Origin of the sequence: Streptomyces sp. NRRL F-5122 (assembly GCF_001507435.1) — a bacterium.
In the GTDB taxonomy this organism is placed as follows: Bacteria; Actinomycetota; Actinomycetes; order Streptomycetales; family Streptomycetaceae; genus Streptomyces; species Streptomyces lannensis.
In genome coordinates, this window is record NZ_LMWH01000194.1 from 31012 (window position 1) to 43285 (window position 12274).

General features: G+C 69.7%; 11 protein-coding genes. 3 read left to right on the forward strand and 8 right to left on the reverse strand.

What is annotated here, in order from left to right; all coding sequences use genetic code 11:
- Nucleotides 1-14: 14 nt before the first annotated feature.
- Genes ADL25_RS19395 through ADL25_RS19415 form a run of 5 tightly spaced genes read right to left on the reverse strand, consistent with a single transcriptional unit; the run spans nt 15 to nt 5761 of the window.
- Nucleotides 15-815 (reverse strand): ABC transporter permease, encoded by an 801-nt coding sequence (locus ADL25_RS19395; RefSeq protein WP_059129026.1) that lies wholly within the window; start codon nt 813-815, stop codon nt 15-17.
- The gene (locus tag ADL25_RS19400) at nt 816-1745 is read right to left on the reverse strand and encodes an ABC transporter permease (RefSeq protein WP_059129027.1); all 930 of its coding nucleotides are present in this window, start codon (nt 1743-1745) and stop codon (nt 816-818) included.
- Entirely contained in the window at nt 1745-2905 is a 1161-nt protein-coding gene (locus ADL25_RS19405) for an ABC transporter ATP-binding protein (RefSeq protein ID WP_059129092.1), read from the reverse strand. Before ADL25_RS19405 ends, ADL25_RS19400 begins: the two co-directional genes overlap by 1 nt.
- A 5-nt stretch (nt 2906-2910) precedes the next feature.
- A complete protein-coding gene (locus ADL25_RS19410) occupies nt 2911-4158 on the reverse strand; it encodes a polyamine ABC transporter substrate-binding protein (RefSeq protein WP_059129028.1) in 1248 nt (415 codons plus the stop codon).
- A gap of 55 nt (nt 4159-4213) precedes the next feature.
- Nucleotides 4214-5761 carry a gamma-aminobutyraldehyde dehydrogenase gene (locus tag ADL25_RS19415; RefSeq protein WP_059129029.1) on the reverse strand — a complete coding sequence of 516 codons (1548 nt, stop codon included), beginning with the start codon at nt 5759-5761 and terminating at the stop codon, nt 4214-4216.
- 209 nt (nt 5762-5970) lie between these two features.
- On the opposite strand from ADL25_RS19415, the gene ADL25_RS19420 reads away from it, so the two are divergent.
- Nucleotides 5971-6528 carry an NADAR family protein gene (locus ADL25_RS19420; RefSeq protein WP_059129030.1) on the forward strand — a complete coding sequence of 186 codons (558 nt, stop codon included), beginning with the start codon at nt 5971-5973 and terminating at the stop codon, nt 6526-6528.
- 120 nt (nt 6529-6648) lie between these two features.
- Here ADL25_RS19420 and ADL25_RS51565 read toward each other — a convergent pair whose 3' ends face one another.
- Nucleotides 6649-7671, reverse strand: coding sequence for a DUF4190 domain-containing protein (locus tag ADL25_RS51565; protein ID WP_063805681.1), 1023 nt, complete (start codon nt 7669-7671; stop codon nt 6649-6651).
- Nucleotides 7672-7827: 156 nt separating this feature from the next.
- Here ADL25_RS51565 and ADL25_RS19430 point away from each other — a divergent pair, with 156 nt between their 5' ends.
- Both ADL25_RS19430 and ADL25_RS19435 read left to right on the forward strand, forming a co-directional pair.
- A complete protein-coding gene (locus ADL25_RS19430; protein WP_059129031.1) occupies nt 7828-8886 on the forward strand; it encodes an adenosine deaminase in 1059 nt (352 codons plus the stop codon).
- Between the two features lie 16 nt (nt 8887-8902).
- Nucleotides 8903-9586, forward strand: coding sequence for a glycerophosphodiester phosphodiesterase (locus tag ADL25_RS19435; RefSeq protein ID WP_059129032.1), 684 nt, complete (start codon nt 8903-8905; stop codon nt 9584-9586).
- Between the two features lie 37 nt (nt 9587-9623).
- On the opposite strand, the gene ADL25_RS19440 is transcribed toward ADL25_RS19435, so the two are convergent.
- Nucleotides 9624-10151, reverse strand: a complete 528-nt coding sequence (locus tag ADL25_RS19440) for a hypothetical protein (RefSeq protein ID WP_059129033.1) — start codon at nt 10149-10151, stop codon at nt 9624-9626.
- A gap of 92 nt (nt 10152-10243) precedes the next feature.
- The gene (gene nhaA / locus ADL25_RS19445; RefSeq protein WP_181923166.1) at nt 10244-12124 is read right to left on the reverse strand and encodes a Na+/H+ antiporter NhaA; all 1881 of its coding nucleotides are present in this window, start codon (nt 12122-12124) and stop codon (nt 10244-10246) included.
- Between the last annotated feature and the right edge of the window lie 150 nt (nt 12125-12274).

Below are 12274 nucleotides of genomic sequence, written 5' to 3' on the forward strand. Positions count from 1 at the left end.
TCCCTACAGATGCACTACGCCTTCCGGCGGTTCCGGCGGTTGCCCACGGCCATGGAGAGAAGGACGAACAGAACGGCGAGGACGAACATGGTCGTGCCGATGACATTGATCTGGACGGGCGTACCGCGCTGCGCCGAGCCCCAGACGAACATGGGGAAGGTGACGGTCGAGCCCGCGTTGAAGTTCGTGATGATGAAATCGTCGAAGGAGAGCGCGAAGGCGAGCAGCGCGCCCGCGGCGATTCCGGGTGCCGCGATCGGCAGGGTGACCCGAAGGAAGGTCTGCAGCGGGCCCGCGTACAGGTCCTGCGCGGCCTGTTCCAGCCTAGGGTCCATCGACATGACACGTGCCTTGACCGCGGTCACGACAAAGCTGAGGCAGAACATGATGTGGGCGATGAGGATCGTCCAGAAACCCAGCTGGGCGCCCATGTTGAGGAACAGGGTCAGCAGCGAGGCGGCCATGACCACCTCGGGCATCGCCATCGGCAGGAAGATCAGCGAGTTCACCGCGCCGCGCGCCCGGAAGCGGTAGCGGACCAGCGCGAAGGCGATCATCGTGCCGAGGACCGTGGCCCCGATCGTGGCCCAGACGGCGATCTGAAGGCTGACCGACAGCGAGCCGCACATGTCGGCGACACCGCACGGGTCCTTCCACGCGTCCAGCGAGAACTGCTGCCATTCGTAATTGAAGCGCCCCTTCGGTTTGTTGAAGGAGAACACCGTCACGACGATGTTCGGCAGCAGAAGATATCCGAGGGTCACCAGTCCGGCGAGGACGACGAGATGGCGCTTGAACCAGTTGACGAATCCCATTTAGACCAGATCCTCCGTGCCGGACCTGCGGATGTAGAACGTGACCATGGCGAGGATCGCGGCCATGAGGATGAACGAGAGAGCCGCCGCCGTCGGATAGTCGAGGATCCGCAGGAACTGTGTCTGTATGACGTTGCCGACCATCCGGGTGTCGGTGGAGCCCAGCAGGTCGGCGTTGACGTAGTCGCCCGCGGCCGGGATGAAGGTCAGCAGCGTACCGGAGACCACGCCCGGCATCGACAGCGGGAAGGTGACCTTCCGGAAGGTCGTGAACGGGGTGGCGTACAGGTCCCCGGCCGCCTCGTGGAGGCGGCCGTCGATGCGCTCGAGCGAGGTGTACAGCGGCAGGATCATGAACGGCAGGAAGTTGTACGTCAGACCGCAGACCACCGCAAGCGGGGTGGCGAGCACCCGGTCCCCCGCGGTCCAGCCGAGCCAGTTGGTGACGTCCAGCACGTGCAGCGTGTTGAGGGCGCCGACGACCGGACCGTTGTCCGCGAGGATCGTCTTCCAGGCGAGCGTACGGATCAGGAAGCTCGTGAAGAACGGCGCGATGACCAGGATCATCACCAGGTTCCGCCAGCGGCCGGCACGGAACGCGATGAGGTACGCGAGCGGGTAGCCGAGGACCAGGCACAGCAGCGTCGCTGCGGCCGCGTACAGGACCGAGCGCAGGAACTGCGGCCAGTACGTCGACAGCGCGTCCCAGTAGGTCGCGAAGTGCCAGGTGACCTTGTAGCCCTGCTCCAGGGAACCGGTCTGCACGGACGTGGAGCCCTGATAGATCATCGGCAGCGCGAAGAAGACCAGCAGCCACAGGATGCCGGGCAGCAGCAGCCAGTACGGCGTGAAGCGGCCCCGCCTGCGCGGGGGCTTCGTCGCGGGCGTGGTGGGCGCCGGTGGCGCGGGCGCCTCGGTGACGGCGGCCATCAGGCGGCCACCCCTTCCTCGGGCTGTACCGTCTCCACACCCGCGTCGATGTCCTGGGCGGCGTCCAGTCCGAAGGTGTGCGCGGGATTCCAGTGCAGGACGACCTCGGCGCCGGGCACCAGCCGCGGGTCGCGGTCGATGTTCTGGGCGTAGACCTCGAACTCCGGGCAGACCGGGCTGTCGACGACGTACTGGGTGGACACCCCGATGAAGCTGGAGTCGGCGATGCGTCCCGAGATGCGGTTGCGGCCCTCGGGGATGTCGCCCGCGTCGTCGGCATGGGTGAGGGATATCTTCTCCGGCCGTACGCCGACCAGTATCTTTCCGCCCGCCGTCGCCGACGCGGAACATCGTGCCTCGGGCAGGGTGAGCTTGCCTCCGCCCGCCTTCAGGCTGATCCGGTCGCCGCTCCTGGAGTCCACCTCGGCCTCGATCAGGTTGGAGGTGCCGAGGAAGTTGGCGACGAAGGTGGTCTGCGGGTTCTCGTACAGATCGGTGGGCGAGCCGAGCTGTTCGACGCGGCCCGCGTTCATCACGGCGACGGTGTCGGCCATCGTCATGGCCTCCTCCTGGTCGTGCGTGACATGGATGAAGGTGATGCCCACCTCGGTCTGGATGCGCTTGAGCTCCAGCTGCATCTGGCGCCTCAGCTTGAGGTCGAGGGCACCGAGCGGCTCGTCGAGGAGCAGCACCTTCGGGTGGTTGATCAGTGCGCGGGCCACCGCGACGCGCTGCTGCTGGCCACCGGAGAGCTGGTGCGGCTTCTTGCGCGCCTGCTCGCCCAGCTGCACCAGGTCCAGCATGTCCTCGACCTGCTTCTTCACCGACTTGATGCCGCGACGGCGCAGACCGAAGGCGACGTTCTCGAAGATGTCGAGGTGCGGGAAGAGGGCGTAGGACTGGAAGACGGTGTTCACCGGCCGCTTGTACGGGGGCAGACGGGTGACGTCCTGGTCGCCGAGGTGGACCGTCCCGGAGGAAGGCTCCTCCAGACCGGCGATCATGCGCAGGGTGGTGGTCTTGCCGCAGCCGGACGCGCCGAGCAGGGCGAAGAAGGAGCCCTGCGGCACGGTCAGGTCGAGCGGGTGCACGGCGGTGAAGGAGCCGTAGGTCTTGCCGATGCCGGAGAGGCGGACATCGCCGCTGTTGTCCGTCGTCATCTTCGTCACGCCCCTGTCAGCTTCGCGAACTTCTCTTCGTAGGCCGTCTCTTCCTTCTGCGTCAGCGAGCGGAAGGCGTGGGACTTCGCGGCCATGGCCTTGTCGGGAAGGATCAGCGGATTGTTCGCCGCGTCCTTGTCGATCTTCTCGAGGTAGGGCTTCACACCGTCGACGGGGCTGACGTAGTTGACGTAGCCGGCGAGCGCGGCGGCCTGGTCGGGCTCGTAGTAGAAGTCGATGAGCCGTTCCGCGTTCGCTTTGTGACGGGCCTTGTTCGGGACCAGCATGTTGTCCGTCGAGGTCATGTAGCCGCTGTCCGGGATGATGTAGGCGACGTCCGGGCTGTCCGCCTGGAGCTGGACGATGTCACCGCCCCAGGCCACACAGGCGGCCAGGTCGCCCTTGGTGAGGTCGGACGTGTAGTCGTTGCCGGTGAAGCGGCGGATCTGCCCCTTGTCGACGGCCTTCTGCAGACGGGCGATCACCGCGTCGAAGTCGTCGTCGGTGAACTTCGCCGGGTCCTTGCCCATGTCGAGCAGGGTCATGCCGATGCTGTCGCGCATCTCCGACAGAAAACCCACGCGGCCCTTGAGCTTGGGGTTGTCGAGAAGGTCGGAGACCGACTTCACCTCGACGCCGTCGAGCGCCTTCTTGTTGTATGCGATGACGGTCGATATGCCCTGCCAGGGGTAGGAGTAGGCGCGTCCGGGGTCCCAGTCGGGGCTGCGGAACTGGCCCGACAGGTTGGCGAAGGCGTGCGGGAGGTTCGCCGGGTCCAGCTTCTGCACCCAGCCCAGCCGGATCACCCGGGCGGCCAGCCAGTCGGTGAGGACGATCAGATCCCGGCCGGTGTCCTGGCCGGCGGCGAGCTGCGGCTTGATCTTGCCGAAGAACTCGTTGTTGTCGTTGATGTCCTCGGTGTACTTGACCGTGATGCCGGTCCTCCTGCCGAACGCCTCGAGCGTCGGGTGGTGCTTCCCGCTGTCGTCGACATCGATGTACTCGGGCCAGTTGGAGAAGTTGACCACCTTCTCCTTGGAGGAGTGGTCCTCGGCGGAGGTGCCGCCCTGTGTCTTGCCGGCCGCGGGAATCCCGCAGGCGCTCAGCGCCCCGAGGCCGCCCACCGCGAGCGCGCCGCCCGCGGAGGCGCGCAGCAGCGAACGACGGGTGAGGGAGGCCCTGCCGTTGCGGAAGCTGCGCCGCATGGCGGCCACTTGGGCCGGGGTCAGGCGGTCGGGCTCGTTCTGCTCCATGCGCGTGGTGCCCTTTCGGGAGGTGTACGGCCGGGGGGTCGGGCGGCCGTTTCTGCTATCGGTCCCCGAAGATCGTGCGGTGCCAGTCCTTCCTGGCGACCGCGGTGTTGTCGAACATGACATGCTTGATCTGGGTGTACTCCTCGAACGAGTACGAGGACATGTCTTTGCCGAACCCGGAGGCCTTGTAGCCGCCGTGCGGCATCTCGCTGATGATCGGGATGTGGTCGTTGACCCACACACAGCCCGCCTTGATCTCGCGGGTCGCCCGGTTCGCCCGGTAGACGTCACGGCTCCAGGCGGAGGCGGCCAGGCCGTACGGAGTGTCGTTGGCGAGCCGGATCCCCTCGTCGTCACCGTCGAAGGGCAGGACGACGAGCACGGGTCCGAAGATCTCGCACTGGACGATCTCGCTGTCCTGCCGCGCGTCGGCGATGAGGGTGGGCCGGTAGTAGGCACCGCCCCCGAGCTCCCCGCCGGGGGCCGCACCGCCGGTCACCACGCGCGCGTACGCACGTGCCCGGTCGACGAAGCCTGCGACACGGTCCCGCTGCGCGTGCGAGATCAGGGGGCCGAGGTCGGTGCCGGGGGCGAAGGGGTCGCCGAGCCTGACGGTCTCCATGAGGGCGGCGGCCCCCCGGACGAACTCCTCGTAGAGAGGACGCTGCACATACGCGCGCGTGGCGGCCGTGCAGTCCTGGCCGGTGTTGATGAGCGCGCCCGCGACCGCGCCGTGGACCGCTGCCTCCAGGTCGGCGTCGTCGAAGACCACGAACGGCGCCTTGCCGCCGAGTTCCAGGTGGAGGCGTTTGACCGTGGAGGTGGCGATCTCGGCGACACGCCTGCCGACGGCCGTGGAACCGGTGAAGGAGGTCATCGCCACGTCGGGGTGGCCGACGAGGTGCTCGCCCGCCTCCTTGCCGGTCCCCGTCACGATGTTGACGACACCGTCCGGGATCCCCGCGTCGGTGGCGGCCTCGGCGAAGAGCAGCGAGGTGAGCGGGGTGAGCTCGGCGGGCTTCAGCACGATGGTGTTGCCCGCGGCGATCGCCGGGAGGATCTTCCAGGCGGCCATCTGGAGGGGGTAGTTCCAGGGGGCGATGGAACCGACGACGCCGATGGGCTCGCGGCGCACATAAGAGGTGTGGTCGCCGGAGTACTCGCCCGCGGACTGCCCCTGGAGATGCCGGGCGGCACCCGCGAAGAAGGAGGCATTGTCGATCGTGCCCGGCACGTCGAACTCCCGCGTCAGCTTCAGGGGTTTGCCGCACTGGAGGGACTCGTAGCGGGCGAACTCCTCGGCGCGTTCGGCGAGTACGGCGGCGAAGCGGTGCAGCGCGTCGGAACGATCACCGGGGGTGGCCGTGGACCAGCCGGGAAAGGCCGCGCGGGCGGCGGCCACCGCGCGGTCTACGTCCTCGGCGCCGGCCAGTTCGTACGGGTGGACCTCGGCGCCCGTCGACGGGTCGACGATCGCGTGGCTGCGTCCCGAGGTGCCCTTGGCCGGCCTGCCCGCGATGTACTGCGCACCGTTCGAGAACCGTTTCCCCACCTCGTCCCCGGAGGGGGTGTCGGTGTGGCCGGCGTTGCCCACGTTGTGCATGTCGCTCTCCTTCGCCCCCGCCGGCGTCCACCGCGGGGACCGGCGTAGCTCCGGCTCGATTTGAGTGCCGATCCTGACAGAGGGAGTGGACTCCAACAAGTGATTCCGTTGTTGCCTTTTGGTTACGCGACGGAATCTGTCGACCAGCTGTCTACTCCTCCTGGAAAAGGAAGGACGGATTGTCAGTGGTGCGTGCCACACTCCCGTGCATGGGGAGCATCGATTCCCGGGAATCCCTGGTCGGGGCGGTCCGGGCCGGGGCGAGGGTGAAGTATCTGCACTTCTGGGGGCATCGGCCGCGCCGGGACGGACAGATGGGAGCGAGCTGTCTCAGCCAGTGGTGGCCGTCTCCGTTCACCGTGGACGGCGTCGCGTACGCGACGGCGGAGCACTGGATGATGGCGTCGAAGGCGCGGCTGTTCGGCGACGCGGGGGCCGAGCGCGAGGTGCTTCAGGCGTCGAGCCCCGCGCTGGCCAAGAAGGTGGGGCGGCTGGTACGCGGCTTCGACGACGTCATATGGGCGCGCGAGCGGTTCGGGATCGTGGTCGAGGGCAGCGTCCACAAGTTCTCCGCGCACGAGGAACTGCGGGCGTTCCTGCTGGCCACCGGTGACCGGGTACTGGTCGAGGCGAGCCCGGTGGACCGGGTCTGGGGCATAGGGATCGCGGCGGACGACGAGCGGGCGGCCGACCCGGAGCGCTGGCGGGGACCGAATCTGCTGGGGTTCGCACTGATGGCGGCGCGGGAGCGGCTGGCCGCCTCCTAGCGTTCCCGACGGCACCCCGCCACCCCCTCCCCGCCGGCGGCACTTCCGTGCCCTGCCGCTGCGGACAAGCACAGGGATATGAGGTGCCGCCGTGTCACACACCGGCACGCGCTCGACGCGCTAGGGCAGCCGAGGCACCACGAGCGACGTCGAGTAGCCGTCCTCCGTACTCGTCCACGGGTCGTCGTCGCTGCCCGGGGCCAAGAAGATGGCGACGGTCACGACGAGACCGATGGCAAGACCGACCGCTCCGCAGATGATGCCAGCCAGGGCCATGCCCCCGTTCGTGGCCTCACCTCGGTTCGACTTGCGGCGGCCGACGATTCCGAAGATCACGGCCAGCGCGCCCACGAACATGGCCACAGGACCGAGACAGAACCCGACGGCTGAGATGATCCCGAGCACGAGCGAGGCGGTGCCCATTCCATTGCTCGGCGCGAGCGGCATCCCGGGCCAGCCGTAGCCGGGGACATGGCCCTGGGGGCCGTACGGTGCGCCGTAGCCGGGGTATGCGGGGTACTGCGGATAGGCGTAGGCCGTCGGCTGCCCGGGCCCTTCGGGTCCGATGGGCGGTGGCGGCACGGGCTGACCGGGTACGGGCGGCGCGTACGGGTTGCCGGCGGCGGCCGGGGAGGGCGGGGCGAACGGGTTGCCGACCGGGGCCGGGGAGGGCGGCGCGAACGGGTTGCCGACCGGGGCCGGGGAGGGCGGCGCGAACGGGTTGCCGACCGGGGCCGCGGCGGTGGGGCCCGGCGGGGCGAAGGGATGGCCCCAGGGCCCCTGGGCCGGAGCGCCGGGCATCCCGGGGCCGGGCAGGGCGGCGACCGTGGGCTGGTCGTGCGGGAACGGAGCGCCGCCGGGGACCCGGTCCTGCGGGCCGGCGGGAGCTCCCGGGACCGGCGAGCCGAGACCCGTGCGGGGCGCGTCGTCGGCGGGCGGCGCCCACGGATCGAACGCGGGGAGCGGATCTGCGGCCGGCTTGTCGAGCGCGACCCCGGGCACCCGGCCCGCGGGGGTGCCCGGTATCCCGGGGCCCTCGGCCCCGGGCGCACCCGGCGCCCGTTCCGTACCGTCGCCCGGCGTGGCCCCCGGCCCCATGGCGCCGTGCTGAGGCGTTCCCGGCGCCTGCGCGTCCTCGGACATGCGTGAGTCCCCCCTCCGTCGTACCTGCCGTCATGCTACGGCCCGGGCCGGACACACATGACCCTCGTCCTACGATGATCCCTGAACCACCGATCAGCCGATCACCCGCGTCCCGCCCGAACAGGGTGCCGGGGCGCCGCTCCCGGGGAGGACCCCTTGACCGACCACCGTGACGCCCCCGCCGTGCGCGATCTGCATGCCTTCATCGCCGGACTGCCCAAGGCCGAACTGCACGTGCACCACGTGGGCTCTGCCTCCCCGCGCATCGTCTCGGAACTGGCCGCACGTCACCCCGACTCCAAGGTGCCCACCGACCCCGAGGCCCTGGTCGACTACTTCACGTTCACGGACTTCGCCCACTTCATCGAGGTCTATCTGTCCGTGGTCGACCTCATCCGGACCCCCGAGGACGTACGCCTGCTGACCTACGAGGTCGCGCGCGACATGGCCCGGCAGCAGGTGCGCTACGCCGAGCTGACGATCACCCCCTTCTCGTCCACCCGCCGCGGCATCGACGAGCGGGCGTTCATGGACGCGATCGAGGACGCCCGCAAGGCCGCGGAGGCCGAGTTCGGGACCGTACTGCGCTGGTGCTTCGACATCCCCGGCGAGGCCGGCCTCGAATCCGCCGAGGAGACCGCCCGGCTCGCCACCGACGACCGGCTGCGCCCAGAGGGGCTCGTCTCCTTCGGGCTCGGCGGCCCCGAAATCGGTGTGCCCCGGCCGCAGTTCAAGCCGTACTTCGACCGGGCGATAGCGGCGGGCCTGCGTTCCGTGCCGCACGCGGGAGAGACGACCGGTCCCGAGACGGTCTGGGACGCCCTGAACGAACTGCGCGCCGAGCGCATCGGCCACGGCACGAGTTCCGCCCGGGACCCGAAGCTGCTGGCGCACCTCGCCGAGCACCGCATCCCGCTGGAGGTCTGCCCGACCTCCAACATCGCGACGCGCGCCGTCCGCACGCTCGAGGAGCACCCCATCAAGGAGTTCATGCGCGCCGGCGTGATCGTCACCGTCAACTCGGACGACCCGCCGATGTTCGGCACCGATCTCAACAACGAGTACGCGGTCGCCGCACGACTGCTGGACCTCGACGAACGGGGTCTGGCCTCGCTCGCCAGGAACGGGGTCGAGGCGTCCTTCCTCGACGACGCGGGCAAGGCGAAACTGGTCGCCGAGATCGACGCCTACACTGCGGCGTGGCTCGCTCCCTGACCAGCACAATGGGCCCATGCGCACCGTGACTGCCGTCGCCCATCGCGGCGACCCCTACCGCCACCGTGAGAACACGCTCGCCTCGCTGCGTTCCGCGCTCCGCCGGGGCGCGGACGCCGTCGAGGTCGATGTTCGGCTCACCCGGGACGGTGTCCCCGTGCTCCTGCACGACGGGACACTGAAGCGGCTGTGGGAGCAGGACCGGCCGCTCGCCTCGCTCTCGTCCGACGAGGTGCAGGGGCTGACCGCCGGCGGGGTGCCGACGCTGGCCGACGCGCTGATGGCGTCCGACGGCGGCCGGGTCATGATCGACCTGCCGGGCGAGCCCTCGGTCCGCGCCGTGCGCCGGGTGGTGGACGTCGTGCGGCAGTGCGGCGCGTCGGAGCGCGTCTACTACTGCGCCGGGGCGCAGGCCATGCTGGCCGTCCGGGCCGCCGACCCCTCGGCGGAGATCGCCCTGACCTGGACGAGCCTCGCCCCGCCCCGGCCCGCGCTGCTCGATGCGGTGCGCCCGCGCTGGCTCAACTACCGGTTCAGCCTGGTCGACCGGGACCTCGCGGCGCGTGTGCGCCGGGGCGGCCATCTGCTGTCGGTGTGGACCCCGGACACGCGCCGCTCCATGCGGCGCCTGCTCGACCTGGGCGTGGACTCGATCACCACCAACCGCCTCGACGCGCTGCACGCGCTGCGCGGGCGCTGAGGCGGGCGGCGGTCCCGGGGCCGTTCGGTGGCCGGGCTCACGCTGCCGCGGGGGCCGGCCGGGTGACCGCGGCCGTCAGCTCCTCCAGCCGCTTGATCTTCTTCCGGACGACATACAGCGGGACGATCCCGAACACCCCGAACGACATGTCGATCACCGTCCACCAGAACGGGATCCCGCGGATCGGACCGCAGATCAGGGCGAGCGGGATGATGCCCGCGCAGGCGATCATCCCGAACTCGACGACCCAGATGTTGCGGACGGGGTCGCGGAAGGGCCCGTAGAAGGCCACCGCGATCACCAGGTGTGCGAACGCCAGCCAGTCCGTGCCGTAAAGGACGAAGGGCTGTTCGGCATCGGTGGCGTCGAGTCCGCGGCGCACCCGCTCGATCCAGTCCATAAGGGCGGGCAGGTGCTCCGGCACGGACAGGGACCTCAGCAGATCCTCGGTCCAGCGCAGTTCGTGGACCAGGGGAAAGGCCGTGGCACCGCTGAGTACCAGGCAGACGACGAAGAAGACCAGCCACGCGCGGATGCCCCTCGACAGGGCCGCTCTGTCGCTCATGGCATGAGCGTACCCCTCGAATTGAACATGTTCAAAAGTGGCTGGACGGGGACCCCGCCGCCCGCGTACGGGGGGTGGGACACGAGAACGCGCTAAGCGGCCACGGCGGCTCGTTCACGCGCGGCACGCACGGCCTCGGACAGTCCGGTGATGTCGTACGCGCCGTAGTGCCTACGCCCGTTGACGAAGAACGTGGGCGTTCCGGCGACGCCGCCGAGATCCGCCGAATCGACGTCCTCGGCCACGCGCGCGGCGCCCGCGTGGGCGCGCATGTCCCGCTCGAAGCGCCGCAGATCGAGTCCCAGGTCCGCGGCATGGCCCAGCAGGTCGTCGAGCGTCAGGGCGCCCTGGTGGCTGATCAGCAGATCGTGCATGTCCCAGAAGCGACCCTGCAGCGCGGCCACCTCCGCGGCCTCTGCGGCGAGTTGGGCGTGCGGATGGACATCGGTCAGCGGCAGATGCCGCCATACGTACCGCACGTCCCCGAAGTCCGCGAGGAGTTCCCGCACGACCGGCTCCGCCTGACCGCAGAAGGGGCACTCGTAGTCGCCGTACTCCACGACCGTCACGGGTGCCTCGTGCGGTCCGCGCACATGGTCGCGGCCGGGGCCGACGGGCACCCCCAGATCGACGATCGTCTCGGCCTTTCCGAACAGTGCACGCAACTGCCGGGGACGCGACAGCATCCCGATCACGCCGGTGGCGAGCCGGCCGGTCACGAAGGAGCCGACCACGGCCGCCAGGATGCCGATCTTGGCCTCCTCCAGCCGGGCGCCGCTGAAGGCGAGCGTGGCGATGAGCAGGGAGACCGTGAAACCGACTCCGGCCATGGTCCCGCCCGCGGCGACGGTCCCCCAGCCGACCGGGACCCGGAGCCGTCCGCGGCTGAGCGCCTGGGCCAGGGCCGACGCCCCGACGATGCCGATCGGTTTGCCGAGGACGTACGCCAGCAGGATGCCCAGGGTCACCGGCGAGGTGAACGCCCGTCCCAACTGCTCGCCGCCGATCGGGATGCCGACGTTGGCCAGCGCGAAGAGGGGAACGATCACATAGCCGGCCCAGGGGTGGTACATGCGCTGCAGGCGCTCGTTCGGCGAGAGGGCCGTGGCGATGCCGACACGTACGGTGCGCTCGAGTTCGGGCGTCGGCTGCTCGCGGAACAACCGGAACAGGTCGCTGACGCGCTCCAGATCGGCGCGCGCCGCCGGATAGGCGTAGGTGATCAGACCCATGGCGAGCCCGATGACAACCGGGTCCACCCCCGATTCGAGCAGGGCGACCCATGCCACCAGCGCGAGCAGCGCGTACACGACTCCGCGGCGGACCCCGAGCCATCGCACCAGCAGGACGACGGCGAAGACGCCGACGGCCACGAACAGCGCCGGCACGTTGATGCGGTCGCTGTAGGCGACGGCGATGACGACGAGGGCCAGCAGGTCGTCGACCACGGTGATCGTGAGAACGAAGACCCGCAGTCCCGGTGGCATTCGGCGTCCGACGACGGCCAGCACACCCAGTACGAAGGCGGTGTCGGTGGACATCGCCGCGCCCCAGCCCTGCGTCGTCCCATGGCCCGCGTTGATCGCCAGATAGATGCCGATCGGCACGAGCATGCCGCCGACGCCCGCAGCGAGCGACAGGGCCAGACGTGAGCGGTCGCGCAGTTCGCCCATGTCGAACTCGCGGCGCGCCTCCAGACCGACGACGAAGAAGAACAGCGCCATCAGTCCGCTGTTCACCCACTCGCGCAGCGCGAGCGACACACCGTACGGACCGATCCGTACGGACAGGTGGGTGTGCCAGAACGCCTCGTAGCCCGACGGCGCGGAGTTGGCCCACACGAGCGCAAGGACGGCCGCCGCCACCAGGACGGCCGCGCTGCCGGTCTCGGTCTGCAGGAAGTCGCGCAGCGGCGAGTGAGAGTTCTTGCCGCAGGCGGTCTGCCCCGTGTAGTCGTCGGCTTCGCTGGACATGCTCAGGCGCTCACTCGGCGATCGCCAGGTGGTTCGAACGCATCCGCCGCCTCCCGTTCCGGCAGACCGGAACAACCAGGGCAATCCGCCCTGACGAGGTCTGCTGTCACTCACAAACACCCGAAGCCCGACGTCCCATTCCGTGAGGAG

Bases quoted from the DNA above. Each gene is read 5' to 3' on its own strand.
- ADL25_RS19395 (WP_059129026.1), bottom strand. From the start codon at position 815: ATGGGATTCGTCAACTGGTTCAAGCGCCATCTCGTCGTCCTCGCCGGA.
- ADL25_RS19400 (WP_059129027.1), bottom strand. From the start codon at position 1,745: ATGGCCGCCGTCACCGAGGCGCCCGCGCCACCGGCGCCCACCACGCCC.
- ADL25_RS19405 (WP_059129092.1), bottom strand. From the start codon at position 2,905: ATGACGACGGACAACAGCGGCGATGTCCGCCTCTCCGGCATCGGCAAG.
- ADL25_RS19410 (WP_059129028.1), bottom strand. From the start codon at position 4,158: ATGGAGCAGAACGAGCCCGACCGCCTGACCCCGGCCCAAGTGGCCGCC.
- ADL25_RS19415 (WP_059129029.1), bottom strand. From the start codon at position 5,761: ATGCACAACGTGGGCAACGCCGGCCACACCGACACCCCCTCCGGGGAC.
- ADL25_RS19420 (WP_059129030.1), top strand. From the start codon at position 5,971: ATGGGGAGCATCGATTCCCGGGAATCCCTGGTCGGGGCGGTCCGGGCC.
- ADL25_RS51565 (WP_063805681.1), bottom strand. From the start codon at position 7,671: ATGTCCGAGGACGCGCAGGCGCCGGGAACGCCTCAGCACGGCGCCATG.
- ADL25_RS19435 (WP_059129032.1), top strand. From the start codon at position 8,903: ATGCGCACCGTGACTGCCGTCGCCCATCGCGGCGACCCCTACCGCCAC.
- ADL25_RS19440 (WP_059129033.1), bottom strand. From the start codon at position 10,151: ATGAGCGACAGAGCGGCCCTGTCGAGGGGCATCCGCGCGTGGCTGGTC.
- nhaA (WP_181923166.1), bottom strand. From the start codon at position 12,124: ATGTCCAGCGAAGCCGACGACTACACGGGGCAGACCGCCTGCGGCAAG.